This is a genomic window from Cellulomonas gilvus ATCC 13127 (genome assembly GCF_000218545.1).
In the GTDB taxonomy this organism is placed as follows: domain Bacteria; phylum Actinomycetota; class Actinomycetes; order Actinomycetales; family Cellulomonadaceae; genus Cellulomonas; species Cellulomonas gilvus.
Window position 1 is genome coordinate 2,551,561 of the sequence record NC_015671.1, and the last position, 19,253, is coordinate 2,570,813.

Sequence of the window (19,253 nt, forward strand, 5' to 3'; positions counted from 1 at the left end):
TCCGGGATCATTCCCGGGCCGCCCCTCTCGTCGTCGATGCGGGTGGTGCGTCAGCCGTAGTACTCGCCGTCCGCCTTGACGCCCTTGAGGTACTCCCAGTGCCAGCGCTCGTACGGACCCGAGCCGCCCGGCTGCGCCCAGTCCGGGTTCTCGAACCCGTACGTCGCGGCGTTGGCCTGCAGCCAGTCCCACCGGCTGCCGGACGTCATGCTCGAGCAGAAGTCGACCGCCAGGCCCCAGCCGTGGTTGCTCTTGCCGGGCTGCGCGGCGAGGCCGCCCTTCTGCGCCTTGACCGCGTACTGCTGCTGCAGCGTCCGGTACCCGGAGGAGACGCAGATGTCGGCGCCGAACTGCGCGACGTACAGGGTGTTGAGCTGCGCGAGCGCCGACGCGGCGTCCGCGCGCATCTGCGTGTGGCCGTCCCACAGCGTGCACAGGTCCTCGGTGGCGAGCAGACCGTTGAGGCCCGCCGCACGCGCCGACGGGTCGCACCCGGGGATCGGCTCGCGCCCGAAGTCGCGGCTCACGAGACCCTCGGCGCGCGCGTCCAGCACCGACGTGTCGCCTGCGGCCAGCGACGCGGGTGGCGACGCCGACGACGGCTGCGCGGTGAGGGCGGACACCGTGGACGGCAGCGTCCCGCGGTCGGTCGGGAGGCCGCTCAGCACGTCGGTGTCGCCGAGCGAGCCGCGGCTGAGCGGCACGGCGACCGTGACGGCGGCCAGCGCCCCGACGACGCCCAGGCGCACCGCGACGCGGCCGGTCTTGTTCAGCGGCCGGGCCACCCGCACCACGTGCGAGCGGAGTGCGGCCTGCTCGTCGTGCGGACCCGATGCGGGCCGCAGGGGCGCTCGGCCCGTACGGCGCTGTGCCGGCTCGGCATGCGCCTCGGTCTCGTCCTCGGTGGGCGGCTCGGCGTGCACCACGTGCAGCACGCGTGCGGCGGCCGGCGCGTCCTCGCGAGCGACCGGCCCCAGCTCGTGCGCGGCGGCGAGCAGCAGCGCGTCCTGTGCCACGGGCAGCGCGCTCGTGGCGGCGTCGCGGCTCGTGTCGCCGGCCGCGGCCTGGTCTGCGTGGCGCGTACCCGCCCAGCGCGGGGTGTGGCTCGCCTGCGCGGCGGCGTGCTCCGCGGCCGCACGCTCGGCAGCCGCTCGCTCGGCAGCAGCACGGTCTGCAGCCGCACGCTCGGCAGCGGCACGCTCAGCTGCCGCACGCTCAGCTGCCGCACGCTCGGCCTCGGCGAGAGCGGCCTGCGCACGCTCGGCCTCGGCTCGCTCGGCGGCGGCGCGCTGGGCAGCGGCCCGCTCGGCGGCCGCACTCTCAGCGGCCGCACGCTGCGCCTCCGCCGTCTCGGCGGCAGCCCGCTCGGCGGCCGCGCGCTGCACGGCGGCACGCTCCGCGGCAGCGCGCTCGGCGACGGCGGCACGCTCGGCCGCAGCACGGTCGGCGGCGGCACGCTCGGTCGCGGCGCGGTGGATGGCCGCGCGCTGCGCAGCTGCGCGCTCGGCGGCGACGCGTTCGGCAGCGGCACGGTCGGTCGCGGCGCGCTGGAGCAGCGCGAGCTCGGCGGCCGCCCGCTCGGCGGAGGCGCGCTCGGTACCCACGCGCTCGGCGGCGGCACGCTCGGCCGCCTCGGCCGCACGGCGGGCCTGCTCGCGCAACGCGGCGCGGGTGAGCGGGGCGCGGGGTGCATCGGGACCGACCGAGGCCGGCCCCGGGGCGTCGGGCCCGGCCGAGAACGACGCGGGCGCCGGGACGTTCGCGGCGCGCGGCGCCGCGGACGCCCAGGAGGGTGCGGAGGGCTGCTGCGGGAGGCGGGCGGGGCCGGCGTCGGGTCCCGACCCGAACGCGGCCGGACGCGCGGCCACGGGGCCCGTGGACACCGAGCGCCGCGCACCCGCGGAGGGGGCGCTCATGTCGGTCGCGGCAGGGCCGCTGGTCGCCGCGACCTGCGCCTGCTCGGCGGCGCGCTGCTGGGCCTCACGGAGGGCTCGTCGGGTCTGCGGCGCGGGGGACGCCTGGTCCGGGACGACCACGGCACCTCCTCACCGGTCCGACGGGCGCGGGGCCCTGCGCAGGGCCTCGACATGACACGCGCCGGCGCACAGGACCCGAAGGGGCCTGCGACGGTGCCGGCGATCACGAAACCATAACGGGAGATGGTGACGCTTCCAAGCCCCCTGGACGTCCGTCCAGCCGGACGGGTGAGGGACCGCGCAGTGGGCGCCCAGTCGACACGCCGGGCAACACGCCGATTCACTCGTCACCTGGCGCGCTTTCACCCGTTAGCGCCCTCGCAAAACGGACAGCACCGCGCCACCATCGCGCCACCGCGGGGCCCATGTGAAGGTTTGGTGATCCTCACCTCAGGCGGGGGCCCCGCGCTGCATCGCGTCGCGCACCTCGCCCACGAGCTCCTCGAGGATGTCCTCGAGGAACACGACTCCCACGGCCCGCCCGGCCTCGTCGACCCGCGCCAGGTGCGAGCCGGTGCGCTGCATGGCCGCGAGCGCCTCCTCCACCTCGTCGTCCGGGCCGACGACCGCCAGCTGCCGCACGCGCCAGGGCTGCACGCGCTCGTCCCGCGCGCGGGGGTCGTCGTCGTGCGCGTACAGGACGTCCTTGAGGTGCAGGTAGCCCACCAGCGCGCCCGCGTCGTCGGCCATCGGGAACCGGGAGAAGCCCGTGCGCGCCACGAGCTGCTCCACCTGGGCGGGCGTCGTCACGGGCTCGAGCACCACGAGCTCGTCGGTGGGCACCATGACGTCCCGCGCGGTCTTGTCGGAGAACTCGATCGCGCCGGTGAGCAGCCCCTGCTCGTCGTCCAGCAGCCCCTCGGCCTGCGAGCGCTCGACGATCGACTGGACCTCCTGCGCGGTGAACGCCGAGGACACCTCGTCCTTGGGCTCGACGCCGAACAGCCGCAGCGTGTGGTTGGCCAGCCAGTTCAGCGCCACGATCACGGGCTTGACCACGCGCGCCACCACCACGAGCGGCGGCCCGAACAGCAGCACCGCGCGGTCCGGGCCCGAGACCGCCAGGTTCTTCGGCACCATCTCGCCCAGCACCACGTGCAGGTACACGACCACGAGCAGCGCGACGACGAACGCGATCGGGTGCGTCCAGGAGTCGGGGACGCCCGCGGCGTGCAGCGGGTCCTCGATGAGGTGCGCGATGGCCGGTTCGGCCACCACACCCAGGCTCGTGGAGCAGACCGTGATCCCCAGCTGCGCGCACGCCAGCATGAGCGAGACGTTCTCCATGGCCCACAGCACGGTGCGCGCCCGGCGGTCGCCCGCCTCGGCGCGCGGCTCGATCGACGAGCGGCGCGCCGAGATGATCGCGAACTCGGCGCCGACGAAGAACGCGTTGGCTGCGAGCAGCACGACGGCCAGCGCGAGTGCGGTGGTGCTGCTCATCGCCGCCTCCGCTCGTCGCGGACCTCGTCGACCGCGGGCGCGGGGGGTGCGGCGGGGTCGTCGGACCCGGCGGGTGCGGGCCGCACGCGCAGCCGCTCGACGCGACGTCCGGCCATGCGCTCGACCTCGAGGCGCACGCCGTCGACGTCGACCGCGTCCCCGGCCTCGGGGATCCGGCCCAGCCGCGCCATGAGCAGGCCGCCCAGCGTCTCGTACGCGCCGTCCTCGGGGACGACGAGGCCCGTGCGCTCGGCGAGCTCGTCGGGACGCGTGACACCGGGCAGGTGCCACGTGCCGTCCGGCGTGCGCGCGATGCCCCCGCGGCCGCGGTCGTGCTCGTCGGCGACCTCGCCCACGAGCTCCTCGACCACGTCCTCGAGCGTGACGACGCCCGACGTGCCGCCGTACTCGTCGACCACGACGGCCATCTGCATGCCGTGCCCGCGCAGCTCCACCAGCAGCGGACCCAGGTGCACGGTCTCCGGCACGCGGGGCGCGTCGTCCATGAGCGCGGCCGCGGGCACCTCGCCGCGGCGCTCGTACGGCACGCCGATCGCGCGGCGCAGGTGCACCAGGCCCACGACGTCGTCGGGGCCCTCCCCCACCACCGGGAACCGCGAGTGGCCCGTGCGGCGCGCGAGCGCGACGACGTCGACCGCGGTGTCCTCGCGGCGCACCGTGACCATGCGCTGCCGGTCGGTCATGACGTCCACCGCGGTGAGGCCGCCGAAGTCGAGGGAGTTGGTCAGCAGCGTCGCGGTCGACTCGTCGAGCGTCCCGACCTGCGCCGAGCGGCGCACCAGCGCGGCGAGCTCCTGCGGCGAGCGGCCGCCGGACAGCTCCTCACGCGGCTCGACGCCCACGCGGCGCAGCAGCCAGTTGGCGCTGCCGTTGAAGAACGCGATCACGGGCCGCAGCCCGCTGGTGAACGCGCGCTGCAGCGGCGCGACCACGCGCGCGGTGCCGAGCGGCCGCGCGATCGCGAAGTTCTTGGGGATGAGCTCGCCGACGACCATCGAGAAGCCGTTGACCAGCACGATCGCGGCGATCACGGCCAGGCCCGTCGCGACCGTCTCGCTCAGGGCGCCGTCGCCGAGCGCGCCCGCGACGAGGCGCTGCACCGCGGGCTGCGTGGTGTAGCCGAGCAGGACCGTGGTGGCGGTGATGCCGACCTGCGCCCCCGACAGCTCGGTGGACAGGCGGCGCAACGACTTCAGGACCGACTGGCCGCGCCGGTCGTCGGGCGACGTCTGGTTCTCGACCACACCCGGGTCGAGCGTGACGAGCGAGAACTCGCCCGCGACGAACACCGCGGTGCCCAGCGTCAGCAGGACGCCGAGACCGACGAGCAGCCACTCGGTCAGCACGCGCACGCCCCGGGGGGCTGCGCGCAGGGGGATCTCCAGGCAGGGCCGGCTTGGTCAGGACCGGGCTGGAGCGGCGACGGGACGCCGACCCGGACGGGACGCCGGCAGCGACTCGGGCTGCTCATTTGCGCGCCATCATACGGGCGGCCCGGCCGACGGTCCTGGTGAGCGGCCGACGGGCACGGTACGGCGACCGGGGCCGGTACCGCGGCGGGCGCACGCCGGGCGGCACGCACGTCCGGGCCCGGCACGGCCCGTTGTGCCACATTGGGGGGATGAGTGCGGTGAGCGGGTCACGGTCGTCGGCAACGCCGACGAAGGTGCTGGTCGTGGAGGACGAGCCGGCGATCGCGCAGGCGATCGCGCGCCGGCTCTCGGCGGAGGGCTGGGCGGTCGAGGCCGTCGGAGACGGGCTGGCGGGCGTCGAGGCCGCCGCGCGGATCGTTCCCGACGTGGTGGTGCTCGACGTGATGCTGCCGGGGATCGACGGGCTCGAGGTGTGCCGCCGCATCCAGGCCGAGCGTCCCGTGCCGGTGCTGATGCTGACGGCGCGCGACGACGAGACCGACATGCTGATCGGCCTCGGCGTGGGCGCCGACGACTACATGACCAAGCCGTTCTCGATGCGCGAGCTCGTGGCCCGCACCAAGGCGCTGCTGCGCCGCACCGAACGCGCGACGCGTGCGCTCGAGATCGCGACGGCCGAGGCGCCCGAGCCGCCGTTGGCCGTCGGCGACGTGACGATCGACCGCGCGCAGCGCCGCGTGGTGCGGCACGGCCAGGAGGTGCACCTCACACCGACCGAGTTCGACCTGCTCGTCGCGCTCGCCACGTCCCCGCGCACCGTGCTGACGCGCGAGCGACTGCTCGCCGAGGTGTGGGACTGGGTGGACGCGAGCGGCACGCGCACCGTGGACTCGCACGTCAAGGCGCTGCGTCGCAAGCTCGGCCCGGACCTGATCCGCACCGTGCACGGCGTGGGCTACGCGTTCGAGCCGGCCGAACCCGACGCGTGAGCGCGCGGTGACCGACCCGGACACCGCTCCCCTGCCCGGCGGGCGCTACGAGGTCCCCCGCCACGTGCGCGGCGACTCGGTGCGCCTGCGGCTGACCGACGTGCGCCCGCTCGACCGCTTCCGCTCGATCAAGATCAAGCTGGGCGTGCTCGTCGCGGCCACCGTGACGCTCGCGTCGTTCGTCACGTGGTTGGGGCTGTCGCACCAGCTCGGCCCGTCGCGCACGCTCCCGCTCGCGATCATCGTCTCGCTGGTGCTCACCCAGCTGCTCGCACGCGGCATGACGTCGCCGCTGCGCGAGATGACGTTCGCGGCGCGGCGCATGGCGGGCGGCGACTACTCGTTGCGCGTGCGCGCCACCAGCAACGACGAGGTGGGCCAGCTCGCCGAGGCGTTCAACACGATGTCCGACGACCTGCAGCAGGCCGACGCGTTCCGGCGCGAGCTCGTCGCGAACGTGTCGCACGAGCTGCGCACCCCGGTGACCGCGCTGCAGGCGCAGCTCGAGAACATCGTCGACGGCGTCACCGACCCCGACCCGGCGACCATGGAGGCCGCGCTCGCCCAGACCGAGCGCCTGGGCCGCCTGGTCACCTACCTGCTGGACCTGTCCCGCCTCGAGGCCGGTGACGTGCCGCTCGAGATCACGCAGGTCCGGCTCACGGACTTCCTGCAGGAGGCCGCCGACGGCGCGGCGCTCGTCGGCGCCGCCAAGCGGCTGCGGTTCCCCGTGGTCGTGGACCCGCCCGACCTGGTGGTCCCGGCCGACCCGGAGCGCCTGCACCAGGTGGTCGCGAACCTGGTGAACAACGCCGTGCGGCACTCCCCCGAGGACGACGAGGTCCGCCTCGAGGCCTCGCGCGTGGGCGCGCAGGTGCGCATCGACGTCGTCGACCACGGGCCCGGCATCAGCCCGGACCAGCGTGCGCACGTGTTCGAGCGGTTCGTCCGAGGCAACACGCCGGCCGCGACCGGGCAGGTGTCCACGGGCGGGACCGGGCTGGGCCTGGCGATCGTGCGGTGGGCCGTCGAGCTGCACGGCGGCCGCATCGAGGTGGCCGACGTCGCGGACGGCTGCACCATGCGCGTGACCCTGCCGGGCTACCCGCAGGCCCCCACGGGCCGCGCGCTGTTCCACCGCACCTGAGCGCCCCGCACGGCGGTCACGCCGTCAGCAGCGCCTCGACGTCCTGCGGGTAGGGGAACGACCCCGGCTCGTAGCCGCACAGCGGGTCCTCGCCGTGCGGGTCGCCGCTGGCCGCGTAGCCGCGCGAGCGCGACCCGCCGCACACGCGAGCGAACTCGCACCGCCCGCAGCGGCCCTGCAGCCGCGTGGCGTCGCGCAGACCCGTGAACAGCTCCGACGTGCGGTAGATCTCGGGCAGCGGCGTGACGCGCACGTCACCCGCGGACACCGGCAGGAAGCCGGACGGGTGCACGGTGCCGACGTGCGAGACGAACACGAAGCCGTAGCCCGCGTTGACGTTGACCGGCGGCCGGCGCGTGCGCACGGGCTCGCCCCAGCCGAACGCGGCCGTGCGCTCGGTGAGCTCGCGGTACAGGTCACCGAGACCGAGCGCCGCGACGTGGTCGACGCCGCGCTCGGCGAGCACCGCACGCTGCAGCGAGACGCGGCGGAAGTGGTGGCCCTCGGTGGTCTTCACCGGGACGTACGGGCCCAGGTCGTACAGGTAGTTCATGACGTCCTCGGCCTGCTGCGCGCTCAGCACGCCCAGGTCCACGCCGCGGCCCATCGGCACGAGCATGAACGCGCTCCACGTCATGGCGCCCTGCGCGCGCACCAGCGCGGCCAGGTCCGGCAGCTCGTGCACCGTGCGCGCCGACATCGTGGAGTTGACCTGGACCTTCATGCCGAGCTCGCGCGCGACCGCCCACGCCTCCACGGTGCGCTGGAACGTGCCCGGCACGCGCCGGAAGCCGTCGTGCACCTGCGCCGTCGCGCCGTCCAGCGACAGCGACATGGCCGTGACGCCGGCCTCCTGCAACCGCACCAGCGCCGCGCGGTCCAGCTTCGCGGTGCCCGACGGCGACACGGCGACCGCCAGCCCCAGCTCGCGGCCCCGGCGCACCAGCTCGTCCAGGTCGGGGCGCTCGAAGCAGTCACCGCCCGTGATGACGAAGATGGGCGACGGCCGCCCGAACGACGCGACCTGCCGCATGAGCTCGGTCGCCTCGTCGGTGTCCAGCTCACGCGGGTCACGGCGCGGCTGCGCCTCGGCGCGGCAGTGCACGCAGGACAGCGCGCACGCGCGCGTCGCCTCCCAGATCACCAGCAGCGGACGATCCGCCGGGTCGTGCCGGACCGTGCGGACTGCCGTGGTGGGTCGCATGGGTCCGGATGCTGCACCCCGCGCGACCCCCGGGTCCGGGACACAGGTCCCGGACCTGCGCGGACACCGCCCGGTCCCGGTTAGGGTCGAACCCATGACCTCGCCGACCGTGACCCCACGTGCCGACGACGGTGCCGGACCCGACTCCCCGGGCCTCGTGCGCGTCGACCACCTCACCAAGCAGTTCGGCAGCGGCCCCACGGGCGTCCGCGCCGTCGACGACCTGAGCTTCGAGGTCCGGCCCGGCAGGGTCACGGGCTTCCTGGGCCCCAACGGCGCGGGCAAGACCACCACGCTGCGCATGCTGCTGGGCCTGGTCACCCCCACGTCGGGCACGGCGACGATCGGCGGCCGCACGTACGGCCAGATCGAGCGTCCCGCGCACGTCGTCGGCGCCGCGCTCGAGGCCGCGAGCTTCCACCCGGGCCGCACCGCACGCGACCACCTGCGCGTGTACGCACCCCAGGTGGGCGTGCCGGACGCGCGTGCCGACGAGGTGCTCGAGCTGGTCGGGCTGACCGGAGCGGCGCGGCGGCGCGTCGGCGGCTTCTCGCTCGGCATGCGCCAGCGCCTGGCGCTCGCGACGACGCTGCTGGGCGACCCCCCGGTGCTGCTGCTCGACGAGCCCGCGAACGGGCTGGACCCCGAGGGCATCGCCTGGCTGCGCAGCTTCCTGCGTGCGCTCGCGGCGCAGGGCCGCACCGTGCTGGTCTCGAGCCACGTGCTGTCCGAGGTCGAGCAGACCGTCGACGACGTCGTGATCATCGCGCGCGGCCGCCTGGTGCACGCGTCCTCGCTGCCGGACCTGGCCCGCCTGGCCCGGTCGCGCGTGAGCGTGGCGTCACCCGACGGCGACCGGCTCGCGGCGCTCGTCGCGCAGCAGGGGTGGGCGGTCGAGAGCGTCGAACGCGACGGCGCCGGCACGGTGTACGAGCTGCTCGACGTCGAGACCGCGCCTGTGGGCGCCGCGGCGTTCGCCGCCGGGGTCGAGCTGCACCGCCTCGCGGGCCGCGACGTGGGCCTCGAGGACCTGTTCCTCCAGCTCACCGCCCCGCCGACCACCGAGGCCCCGGACGCACCCCCGTACGGCGCGCCACCGGGAGGGCCCGTCCCCCCGTCCGGCCCGACGACGAAGACGGAGGCGGCCCGATGAAGGCGGCGATCGTCACCGAGTACCGCAAGCTCGTCACCACCCGCATGTGGTGGATCCTGCTCCTGGCGATGGCCGCGTACATGCTGTTCCTCGCGGCGGCGATGGCCTGGGCGTTCAGCCAGGGCCAGTCCACCGGGCCGTCCGGGGACGGCGACGTCGTGATCACGCCCGAGATGACCGTGCGGACCGTGTACGCGCTCGCCGTCTCGCTGGGCTACGTCTTCCCGCTCGTGGTCGGGGGGCTCTCCTTCTCGGGCGAGTTCCGCCACAAGACCGTGACGCCCACGCTCCTCGCGGAGCCGCGGCGCGGCGTGGTCGTGCTCGCCAAGCTCGTCGCGGGTGCCGCGCTCGGCCTGGTGTTCGGCGTCGTCGGCACGCTCGCGTGCGTCGGGGCGGGCAGCGGCGTGCTCGCCGCGCTCGGCGAGCCGACCTTCCTGGGCGACCCGGTCGCGTGGCGCACCATCGGGCTGTCGGTGGTCGCGCTCGCGCTGTGGTCGCTCGTGGGCGTCGCGCTCGGCTCCGTCCTGACCAACCAGGTGGCCGTCATCGTCGTGGCGCTCGCGTTCACGCAGTTCGTCGAGCCGATCGCGCGCGTCGCGCTGGGCTCGATCGACGGTGGCGCGCGCATCGCGGCGTACCTGCCGGGTGCGGCCGGCGAGGCGGTCTCGGGCGGCTCGTTCTACGCCGCGTCGGGCATCGGGGAGCTGCTGCCGGTCTGGGGCGGTCTGCTGGTCATGCTCGCGTACGTCGCGGTGCTCGCGGCGGCCGGGCGGTTGACGACGCTGCGCCGCGACATCACCTGACGGCCCGGTCGCTCTCAGCAGTTGAGACGCGGCGGGACGACGCACGTCGATTCACCCGTTCGCGTGAGCGCGGCGCACGTGACCTGCGGCTGGTCTCGGGGCGACCACCGGACGGCCCCGGCGCTGCCGTCGTCGCCGGGGCCAAAGACGCCCTTGCCCCGCGGGACGCCAGCCCCTTGCCCGCTGTTGACCCGCTGGTGGGGACCGTGTGGCAGGTGTGTGGACGCCCGCACACGCACGGCGTCCCCGAGCGGGTCGAACGTCCCGTTGGCCGTAGGGTTGTGCCCATCTGAACCGGAAACGACGCGGTCTCCCGGACCGCAGCGGAAGTGGGCGATCCTCGCGTGTCCCAGAAGTCTGAGTCCGACTCGGCACGCGCCGTCTTCGGCGCGAACGAATGGCTCGTGGACGAGCTGTACGAGCAGTACCTGAAGGACAAGGACGCGGTGGACCCCGCGTGGTGGGACTTCTTCGAGGGGTACAAGCCCGGCGACGGCACCGCACAGGACACGCCCGCCGCTGCGCCGGCCCGGCCGGCCGGGACCAACGGCACGCCCAGCCCCGCGGCACCGGCCGCTGCGGTCCCCGCGGCGCCCGCCCCGGCACCCGCCCCCGCCGCGCCGGCGGCCCCCGCTCCGCAGCCGGAGGCGGACGCCGAGGCCCCGTCGCCCGTGGCCACGGCGCAGCCCGCGACCGCGCCGTACGCCGCCGTGGCGCTGCGGTCCAGCCCCGCGGACGACGAGGACGCGACGGACGACGTGCAGAAGCTGCGCGGCCCCGCGGCACGCGTCGTGACCAACATGGAGGCCTCGCTCGAGGTCCCCACGGCGACCTCGGTGCGCGCGATCCCGGCCAAGCTCATGGTCGACAACCGCATCGTCGTCAACAACCACCTCAAGCGGGGCCGCGGCGGCAAGATCTCGTTCACGCACCTCATCGGGTTCGCGCTGGTCGAGGCTCTCGCGGAGATGCCCGCGATGAACGCGTCCTACACGCTCGTCGACGGCAAGCCGGGTGTGAACCAGCCCGCGCACGTCAACCTGGGCCTCGCGATCGACCTGGCCAAGCCGGACGGCACGCGCCAGCTCCTGGTGCCGTCGATCAAGAAGGCCGAGACGCTCGACTTCGCCCAGTTCTGGACCGCGTACGAGGACGTGGTGCGGCGCGCGCGCGGCGGCAAGCTCACGGTCGAGGACTTCGCCGGCACGACGATCTCGCTCACCAACCCCGGCACCATCGGGACCGTCCACTCGGTGCCGCGCCTCATGCAGGGCCAGGGCACGATCGTCGGCGTGGGCGCGATGGACTACCCCGCGGAGTTTGCGGGCACGTCCGAGGACCGCCTCAACCAGATGGGCGTCTCGCGCGTCCTGACGATCACCAGCACGTACGACCACCGGATCATCCAGGGCGCGCAGTCGGGCGACTTCCTGCGGATCCTGGGCGTGAAGCTGCTGGGCGAGGACGGCTTCTACGACCGCGTGTTCGCGGCGCTGCGCGTGCCGTACGAGCCCGTGCGCTGGGTGCGGGACAGCTCGAGCGACCCGGACGCCGAGGCCGTCAAGCCCGCACGGATCGCCGAGCTCATCCACGCCTACCGCTCGCGCGGCCACCTGATGGCGGACACCGACCCGCTCGCCTACCGCCAGCGCAAGCACCCCGACCTGGACATCCAGAACCACGGCCTGACGCTGTGGGACCTGGACCGGCCGTTCCCGACGGGCGGGTTCACGGGCAAGCCGCGCGCGACGCTGCGCGACGTCCTCGGTCTTCTGCGCGACTCCTACTGCCGCACCACGGGCATCGAGTACATGCACCTGCAGGACCCGCGGCAGCGCCGCTGGCTGCAGGAGCGCCTCGAGTCGGGGTGGGCCCGCACGCCGCGCGAGGACCAGCTGCGCATCCTGCGCCGGCTCAACGCCGCCGAGGCGTTCGAGACGTTCCTGCAGACCAAGTACGTGGGCCAGAAGCGGTTCTCGCTCGAGGGCGGCGAGTCCGTCATCCCGCTGCTGGACGCGATCCTGTCGCGTGCCGCGAACAACGGTCTCGACGAGGTCGGCATCGGCATGGCCCACCGCGGCCGCCTCAACGTGCTGGCCAACATCGCCGGCAAGTCCTACGCGCAGATCTTCAGCGAGTTCGAGGGCAACGCCGACCCCAAGTCGGTGCAGGGATCGGGTGACGTCAAGTACCACCTGGGCACCGAGGGCGTCTTCACGGCCGAGTCGGGTGCCACGACGAAGGTCTACCTCGCCGCGAACCCGTCGCACCTCGAGGCGGTGGACCCCGTGCTCGAGGGCATCGTCCGCGCCAAGCAGGACCGCATCGACCTGGGTGGTGACGGCTTCTCCGTGCTGCCCGTGCTGATCCACGGCGACGCGGCGTTCGCGGGCCAGGGCGTGGTGTTCGAGACGCTCAACCTCGCGCAGCTGCGCGGGTACCGCACCGGCGGCACGATCCACGTGATCATCAACAACCAGGTGGGCTTCACCACGGGTCCGTCGTCGTCGCGCTCGTCGCAGTACGCGACCGACGTCGCCAAGGGCCTGCAGGTGCCGATCTTCCACGTCAACGGGGACGACCCCGAGGCCGTGGTGCGCGCCGCGGAGCTCGCGTTCGAGTACCGCGAGCAGTTCGACCGCGACGTCATCATCGACCTGCTGTGCTACCGCCGGCGTGGCCACAACGAGGGTGACGACCCCTCGATGACGCAGCCGCTCATGTACAACCTCATCGAGGCGAAGCGTTCGGTGCGCAAGATCTACACCGAGACGCTCGTCGCGCGCGGCGACATCACGATCGACGAGGCGGAGCAGGCGCTGCGCGACTACCAGGCGCAGCTCGAGCGGGTGTTCTCCGAGACGCGCGAGGACGGCTGGGCGGCCCCCACCAAGGACGCCGAGTCCGTGGCGGGCCTCGAACGGCCCGAGTCGCAGCACGAGGACGCGGGCGTGATGGTCGGCTGGCAGACCGCCGTCCCCGCCTCGGTGCTCGAGCGCATCGGGGCGGCGCACGTGCGGCCGCCCGAGGGCTTCACGGTGCACCCCAAGCTCCAGCAGCTGCTGCACAAGCGTGAGCAGATGTCCCGCGAGGGTGGCATCGACTGGGGCTACGGCGAGCTGCTCGCGTTCGGCTCGCTGCTCATCGAGGGCACGCCCGTGCGCCTGGCGGGCCAGGACTCGCGGCGTGGCACGTTCGTCCAGCGGCACGCGGTCCTGCACGACCGCGAGACCGGCGCGGAGTGGACGCCGCTGCTGTACCTCTCGGGCGACCAGGCGAAGTTCTGGGTGTACGACTCCTCGCTCTCGGAGTACGCGTGCCTGGGCTTCGAGTACGGGTACTCCGTCGAGCGGCCCGACGCGCTGGTGCTGTGGGAGGCGCAGTTCGGCGACTTCGTCAACGGTGCGCAGACGATCATCGACGAGTTCATCTCCTCGGCCGAGCAGAAGTGGGCGCAGCGGTCCTCGGTGGTGCTGCTGCTGCCGCACGGCTACGAGGGTCAGGGACCCGACCACTCGTCGGCGCGCATCGAGCGGTTCCTGCAGCTCGCCGCGCAGGAGAACATGGTCATCGCGCAGCCCTCGACGCCCGCGTCGTACTTCCACCTGCTGCGCCGCCAGGCGTACGCCCGCCCGCGCAAGCCGCTGGTCGTGTTCACGCCCAAGTCGATGCTCCGCCTGAAGGCGGCGTCCTCGGCGGTCGAGGACTTCACCACGGGCACGTGGCAGCCGGTCCTGCACGACACGCTGGCCGAGGCCAAGGCCGGTCAGGTGGACCGCGTGCTGCTGTGCTCGGGCAAGGTCTACTGGGACCTGCTGGCGCACCGCGTCACGTCAGGCGACGAGCGGACCGCGATCGTGCGGCTCGAGCAGCTGTACCCGCTCGACGCCGACGCGCTGCGCTCGGCGCTGGCCGCGTTCGGCGACGCCGAGCTCGTGTGGGTGCAGGACGAGCCGCACAACCAGGGGCCGTGGTCGTACCTGTCGCTGCACCTGCCGCAGATCATCGACCGCACGCTGCAGGTCGTCTCGCGCTCGGAGTCCGCCTCCCCCGCGACGGGCACCGCCAAGAAGCACCAGGCGCAGCAGGCGGACCTGATCGAGCGCGCGTTCGCCCGCTGACCCCGCGCGCATGCCCGGAGCCGCCGCTCAGACCGGCTGCGGCTCCGGGCAGGCGAACGTGCGCCGGTACGCCTGGGGGCTGGTGCCGAGCGTCCGCGCGAAGTGGTGCCGCAGCACCGCGGCGGTGCCGAACCCGGCCAGCCGCGCGATCTCGTCGACGCCCGCCGTGGTCCGCTCCAGCAGCTCCTGCGCGCGCACCACGCGCTGCCGCGTGATCCACGCGGCGGGCGTCGTGCCCGTCTCGGCCCGGAACCGACGGGCGAACGTCCGCTCCGACATGAGGGCACGTGCGGCGAGGTCGGGCACCGTGTGCTCGTCCTCGAGGTGCTCCGCCACCCAGGCCAGGAGAGGCGCGAGCGTGTCCGCGTCGCACGGCAGGGGCGTGTCCACGTACTGCGCCTGACCGCCGTCGCGGTGCGGCGGGACCACCATGCGCCGCGCGACCACGGCCGCGGCCGCGGCCCCGAGCTCGCGGCGGACCAGGTACAGGCTCGCGTCGATGCCCGCCGCCGTGCCGGCGCTCGTGAGCACGCGCCCGTCCTCGACGTACAGCACCGCGGCGTCGACGCGGGCGGTCGGGAACCGGCCGGCGAGCGCCTCCGCGTGCATCCAGTGCGTGGTGCACGCGCGGCCGTCCAGCAGACCCGCCTCGCCCAGCGCGAACGCACCGCTGCAGATGCTCATGATCCACGCGCCCCGCGCATGCGCGGCGCGCAGCGCCTCGAGCACGGGACCGGGCACGGGTGCGGGATCCGCGCCGTACGCCGGCACGATCACCAGGTCGGCGTCCAGCGTCGCCTCGAGCCCGTGCTCGACGACGAGGCCGAACCCCGCCTTCGTCGAGACCACACCCGGTTCCTGCGCGCACACGCGGAAGTCGAACGCCGGGCCGCCGCTGTCGCGGCGGTCGATGCCGAAGACCTCGCACGCGACGCCGAGCTCGAACGGCGCGGTCTGAGGCAGGAGGACGGCGGTCACGCGGTGCAGCATCCGGCCATCCTGGGCGAGATCTGGCAGAAGATCAATGAACCGCGTCAGATCTGCCACTTACGGCGGAACATCGTCGGGCGAAGACTTTCTGCCATGACCACCTTAGCCGCCCTGCTCGCCCTGCTGATCCTCGCGATCATCGCCGCTGCCGTCCGCCTGGCCCTGACGGTCCGGCGCGACGGTCACGGGACGCGCGTGCCGCCGCACGCGGACGCTCCCTGGGCCGACGCCGCCCAGAACCTCCCGAGCCGTCCCTACTGAGCGCGCCGCACGTCACGCGACTCACCCCCGCTGCTGGGCTGCGCCGCGCGCACGCGCTGGGACACTGGTCCCCGGGTGCGGCCGGTGCGGCCGCCATGACGCGACGGAGGTCGGTGGCGTGACTGAGGTGCGGCTCATGGTGATCGGCGACGAGCTCGTCGCCGGCGCCGGCGACCCGAAGGCGCTCGGGTGGGTCGGCCGGGTCGCTGCCAGGACGCACCCCACGGACCGGCTCTCGGTGCTCACGCTCGCGGTCCCGGGCGAGACCACCACGGCACTCGGCCAGCGCTGGGAGGACGAGGTCGCGCGACGGCTGTCACCCGACGCGGACAACCGCCTGGTGATCGGCCTGGGCCGTGCGGACCTGGGTGCGGGTCTGTCGCTGGCCCGCAGCCGGCTCAACCTGGCCAACGTGCTGGACGTCGCCGAGCAGCGGCGGATCCCCGCGTTCGTCGTCGGCCCGCCTCCCGGGAGCACCGCCGAGGCCGACCGCCTGGCCGAGCTGTCGGCCGCGTTCGGCGACGTCGCCACCCGGCGCCGCGTGCCCTACGTGGACACGTTCTCCCCGCTCGCGGCGCACGAGCAGTGGCTCGGCGACCTGGCCATGGGCGACGGCGTGCTGCCCGGTCAGGCCGGGTACGGGCTGATGGCCTGGCTGGTGCTGCACACCGGCTGGCACACGTGGCTCGGCCTGCCCGACGACGCCGCCTGACGACGGCGCGGGCGGGCGCGCGGACGTGCCGCACGTGAGCCACGAGATCAGCAGCACGTACCGCCACGGCAGCACGGCCGCCCCCTAGTCCCGCGCCCGGACGCGGCTCACGGCAGCGTCCGGCGGACCGCGTCGAGGGCCGAGTCCAGCACGGTCTGCAGCGTCTCGACCGTCAGCCGCTCGACGCCGCCGCGCGCGTCGGCCCGGCGCAGGTCGGCACGCAGCTCGTCGCGGAACCGCTGCAGGAGCTGCTCGGCCTCCATCCAGTGCACGTGCGAGACCGTGCGCGGGTCCTGCGAGACGGGCGTGTACGGCACCGCGCGCTCCCGCGCGTGCCGGGCCGCCTCGGCCAGGTCGGCGCGCAGGTCACGCATCGTGCCCCGCACGTCCTGACGGACCGTGTCCGCACGCGCCCGCACCGACTCCTCGATGTCCTGCTCGAGCCGCGCGAGATCCTCACGCCGCGCGGTGAGCTCGGCGTAGCCGGCCTCGGTGAGCGCGTACGTGCTCTTGCGCTCCTGGTCGACGCGCGTGACCAGCCCCTCCTCCTCGAGGCGCGCGAGCCGCGGGTAGATCGTGCCCGCGCTGGGCCGGTACGTGCCGCCGAACCGGTCGGACAGCGCGGTGATCAGCTCGTACCCGTGCTTGGGCCCCGACTCCAGGAGCGCCAGCAGGTACAGGCGCAGCTGCCCGTGCGCAAACACCGGCGCCATCATCGCTTCACCTCGTCCGGCACGCCCCGCAGCACCGTGACGTGGCCGCTGACCGTGTTCGCCGAGACGTAGCACGCACCGTCGCCCGTGGACATGTCCACCTTGCGCCCGCCCGGCGACGACCCCTTGAACTCCTCGCCGTCCACGACGAGCCGCCCCGAGACGGACTGCGCCTTGACGTGCACGCCGCGGCCCGCGGGCAGGCGCACGGTCACGTCGCCGGACACGGTCGACGCCGTGATCGACGACGTGCCCGTGGTGACGTCGAGCGAGAGCGCACCCGAGACGGTGTTCGCCTGGACCAGCGACAGCTCACCCGACGCCGCGACCTCGCCCGAGACGGAGTTCGCCTTGAGGGAGCCGCCGTGGTCCCGCACCACCACCTCGCCGTTGACGGTGTTGACCGAGAGCCGACCCCGCGTCCCGTCCGTGACGAGCGAGCCCGAGACCGTGGAGACCGACGAGTCCTCCGCCACGCCGACGAGCAGGCCGTCCGCGCTCACCGTGCCGAGCTTGGCGGCGGCGCTGCGCGGGATGGCGATGTGGACGTCCGCCCGGTCCTTGTCCATGAAGTTGCGGAACCGCTCGACGAACCCGTCCCACCCGCTCAGGGTGAAGCTGTAGCCCACGCGCAGCTCGCCGTCCGACAGCCCGATCTCCAACGGACGCCCGTCCACGGAGTGCACCTCGATGCGCGCGACCGGCTCGTCGTGCGCGACGACGTCGACGCGACCCCCGACCAGCTGCACGCGCAGGCGGTCGACGCGCTCGACCTCGATGATCTGCGGGCCGGCGACGACCCAGGACTCCGTGGCCATGACGATGGCTCCTCTCGCGATATGTCGTGTCGCGACACACGATACATCGCGTTTGGTCCGCGTCAAGGGGGGGTGTCAGACGCGCCCGAGCAGCATCGACATCGCCTGCCGCACGAGCCCGTCACGCGAGTCACCGAGGCCCAGCTTGGTCAGACCGCCACGCGCGTCGAGCACCGCGAGGCCGTGCAGGGTGGCCCAGATGGTCCGGGCCAGGTCCCCGACCGCCTGGTCCGCCGGCAGCACGCCCGCGTCCTGCGCCTGGACCACCGCAGTGACCAGCGGCTCGAACGTGGGCGGCCCGGCCGGCGCGGGCCGGCCCGCGCGGTCGCCGAACATGAGCTGGAAGACGTCGGGATGCTCCGCCGCGAAGTCCAGGTACGCCACACCGAGGCCGACCAGGCATGCGCGGGGGTCCGGAGCGGCTTGCGCCGCTGCCCGCAGCGCGGCCCCGAAGATCGCGTACCCCTCGTTCGCGAGCGCGTCCAGCAGCGCGTCACGGTCGGCGAAGTGCCGGTACGGAGCGGCCGTGCTCACCCCCACGCGCCGCGACAGCTCGTTGAGGCTGAACCCGGCGGGCCCGCGCTCGACCAGGAGCTCACGGCCGGCCGCCAGCAGCGCCGACCGCAGATCCCCGTGGTGGTACGTGTCTCGTGATGCGGCGCACATGTTGACGACTCTAACATTCGCCCCTAGCGTCGCCCCCGACCCGATGTGACGACCGTTCACATTCACGCGACCCGGGAGTCCTGATGACGCACGACGAGCTCACGCACGCCCCCGCCGCCGGACCTGAGTCCCCTCGCGGGGCACCGCGCCGTCGCCGCCCCCACAACCGACCGGGCGTCGTCGCCGTCACGCTCGCCGCAGTCGCGATCGCGCTCGTGTCGGTCGCGACGTACGCGCAGGGCACGTTGCGCGAGCTCGCCGACGAGGGAGCGGGCCTGGCCTCGACGTACGCGGACGCCCCCGCGGTGGTGCAGGGCGCGCTCTACGTGCACATCGCGAGCGCGTCGTTCGCACTGGTCGCCGGCGCCGTGCAGCTGTGGGGTCGGCTGCGCCGTCGCGCGCCACGCCTGCACCGCGGGCTCGGACGCGCGTACCTGGTCGCGGTGCTGACCGGCGCGGTGTCGTCGCTCGTCATGCTGCCCGCCAACTCGGCGGGCCTCAATGGCGCGTTCGGCTTCGGCGCGCTCGCGCTGCTGTGGGTGGGCTCGGGCGCGCGGGCGCTGCACGCCATCCGGCACGGCGACGTCGCGGGGCACGAGGCGTGGATGATCCGCACGTACGCGCTGACGTTCGCGGCGGTCACGCTGCGCACGTGGACGGGCCTGCTCGTGGGCGTGCTGCTGCCCGGCGCAGGCCCCGACGCGGACGCCGACGCGCTGTTCGCGCAGGCCTACGCGCCCGTGCCGTTCCTGTGCTGGCTGCCGAACCTCGTCGTCGCCGAGTGGTTGATCCGCCGCCGCGGGCTGCCCGCCTACCGCCTCACCACGGCCGCGCCGGCCGCGCGACCGGCGTGAGCCGTGCCG

General features: G+C 74.2%; 16 protein-coding genes. 8 read left to right on the forward strand and 8 right to left on the reverse strand.

The window, feature by feature from the left end:
* Nucleotides 1-50: 50 nt before the first annotated feature.
* The 3 genes from CELGI_RS17710 to CELGI_RS11750 all read right to left on the reverse strand — a co-directional run bounded on the left by CELGI_RS17710 (nucleotide 51) and on the right by CELGI_RS11750 (nucleotide 4,786).
* Complete coding sequence (locus CELGI_RS17710) at nucleotides 51-2,036, reverse strand: M15 family metallopeptidase (protein ID WP_013884344.1); 1,986 nt, start codon at nucleotides 2,034-2,036, stop codon at nucleotides 51-53.
* Between the two features lie 330 nt (nucleotides 2,037-2,366).
* Complete coding sequence (locus CELGI_RS11745; RefSeq protein WP_013884345.1) at nucleotides 2,367-3,419, reverse strand: hemolysin family protein; 1,053 nt, start codon at nucleotides 3,417-3,419, stop codon at nucleotides 2,367-2,369.
* On the reverse strand, nucleotides 3,416-4,786 hold the full coding sequence (locus CELGI_RS11750) for a hemolysin family protein (RefSeq protein WP_049785636.1): 1,371 nt from the start codon (nucleotides 4,784-4,786) through the stop codon (nucleotides 3,416-3,418). Before CELGI_RS11750 ends, CELGI_RS11745 begins: the two co-directional genes overlap by 4 nt.
* Before the next feature lie 275 nt (nucleotides 4,787-5,061).
* Here CELGI_RS11750 and CELGI_RS11755 point away from each other — a divergent pair, with 275 nt between their 5' ends.
* The gene (locus CELGI_RS11755; RefSeq protein ID WP_013884347.1) at nucleotides 5,062-5,802 is read left to right on the forward strand and encodes a response regulator transcription factor; all 741 of its coding nucleotides are present in this window, start codon (nucleotides 5,062-5,064) and stop codon (nucleotides 5,800-5,802) included.
* Between the two features lie 7 nt (nucleotides 5,803-5,809).
* The gene (locus tag CELGI_RS11760; protein ID WP_013884348.1) at nucleotides 5,810-6,949 is read left to right on the forward strand and encodes a sensor histidine kinase; all 1,140 of its coding nucleotides are present in this window, start codon (nucleotides 5,810-5,812) and stop codon (nucleotides 6,947-6,949) included.
* Nucleotides 6,950-6,965: 16 nt separating this feature from the next.
* Here CELGI_RS11760 and CELGI_RS11765 read toward each other — a convergent pair whose 3' ends face one another.
* Nucleotides 6,966-8,153, reverse strand: a complete 1,188-nt coding sequence (locus CELGI_RS11765; protein ID WP_013884349.1) for a TIGR04053 family radical SAM/SPASM domain-containing protein — start codon at nucleotides 8,151-8,153, stop codon at nucleotides 6,966-6,968.
* Nucleotides 8,154-8,247: 94 nt separating this feature from the next.
* On the opposite strand from CELGI_RS11765, the gene CELGI_RS11770 reads away from it, so the two are divergent.
* From CELGI_RS11770 to CELGI_RS11780, 3 genes are all read left to right on the forward strand, one after another.
* Complete coding sequence (locus CELGI_RS11770; protein WP_013884350.1) at nucleotides 8,248-9,306, forward strand: ABC transporter ATP-binding protein; 1,059 nt, start codon at nucleotides 8,248-8,250, stop codon at nucleotides 9,304-9,306.
* Nucleotides 9,303-10,109: an ABC transporter permease gene (locus CELGI_RS11775; RefSeq protein WP_013884351.1), complete on the forward strand. Its 807-nt coding sequence runs from the start codon at nucleotides 9,303-9,305 to the stop codon at nucleotides 10,107-10,109. Before CELGI_RS11770 ends, CELGI_RS11775 begins: the two co-directional genes overlap by 4 nt.
* 344 nt (nucleotides 10,110-10,453) lie before the next feature.
* Nucleotides 10,454-14,230: a multifunctional oxoglutarate decarboxylase/oxoglutarate dehydrogenase thiamine pyrophosphate-binding subunit/dihydrolipoyllysine-residue succinyltransferase subunit gene (locus CELGI_RS11780; protein WP_041574188.1), complete on the forward strand. Its 3,777-nt coding sequence runs from the start codon at nucleotides 10,454-10,456 to the stop codon at nucleotides 14,228-14,230.
* Between the two features lie 27 nt (nucleotides 14,231-14,257).
* On the opposite strand, the gene CELGI_RS11785 is transcribed toward CELGI_RS11780, so the two are convergent.
* Nucleotides 14,258-15,220, reverse strand: coding sequence for a GlxA family transcriptional regulator (locus tag CELGI_RS11785; RefSeq protein WP_013884353.1), 963 nt, complete (start codon nucleotides 15,218-15,220; stop codon nucleotides 14,258-14,260).
* Here CELGI_RS11785 and CELGI_RS17140 point away from each other — a divergent pair.
* Both CELGI_RS17140 and CELGI_RS11790 read left to right on the forward strand, forming a co-directional pair.
* Complete coding sequence (locus tag CELGI_RS17140; protein ID WP_150104730.1) at nucleotides 15,212-15,481, forward strand: hypothetical protein; 270 nt, start codon at nucleotides 15,212-15,214, stop codon at nucleotides 15,479-15,481. The genes CELGI_RS11785 and CELGI_RS17140 overlap by 9 nt on opposite strands.
* Nucleotides 15,482-15,599: 118 nt before the next feature.
* Nucleotides 15,600-16,193, forward strand: a complete 594-nt coding sequence (locus tag CELGI_RS11790; protein WP_013884355.1) for a GDSL-type esterase/lipase family protein — start codon at nucleotides 15,600-15,602, stop codon at nucleotides 16,191-16,193.
* A 107-nt stretch (nucleotides 16,194-16,300) separates the two neighbouring features.
* Here CELGI_RS11790 and CELGI_RS11795 read toward each other — a convergent pair whose 3' ends face one another.
* The 3 genes from CELGI_RS11795 to CELGI_RS11805 form a co-directional block, all read right to left on the reverse strand.
* Nucleotides 16,301-16,909: a PadR family transcriptional regulator gene (locus CELGI_RS11795; RefSeq protein ID WP_013884356.1), complete on the reverse strand. Its 609-nt coding sequence runs from the start codon at nucleotides 16,907-16,909 to the stop codon at nucleotides 16,301-16,303.
* Complete coding sequence (locus CELGI_RS11800; protein WP_013884357.1) at nucleotides 16,906-17,724, reverse strand: DUF4097 family beta strand repeat-containing protein; 819 nt, start codon at nucleotides 17,722-17,724, stop codon at nucleotides 16,906-16,908. The genes CELGI_RS11795 and CELGI_RS11800 overlap by 4 nt, the downstream gene beginning before the upstream one ends.
* A 75-nt stretch (nucleotides 17,725-17,799) precedes the next feature.
* Nucleotides 17,800-18,390 carry a TetR/AcrR family transcriptional regulator gene (locus tag CELGI_RS11805; protein ID WP_041574190.1) on the reverse strand — a complete coding sequence of 197 codons (591 nt, stop codon included), beginning with the start codon at nucleotides 18,388-18,390 and terminating at the stop codon, nucleotides 17,800-17,802.
* Between the two features lie 83 nt (nucleotides 18,391-18,473).
* Here CELGI_RS11805 and CELGI_RS11810 point away from each other — a divergent pair, with 83 nt between their 5' ends.
* On the forward strand, nucleotides 18,474-19,244 hold the full coding sequence (locus CELGI_RS11810; RefSeq protein ID WP_013884359.1) for a DUF2306 domain-containing protein: 771 nt from the start codon (nucleotides 18,474-18,476) through the stop codon (nucleotides 19,242-19,244).
* The last annotated feature ends 9 nt before the right edge of the window (nucleotides 19,245-19,253 follow it).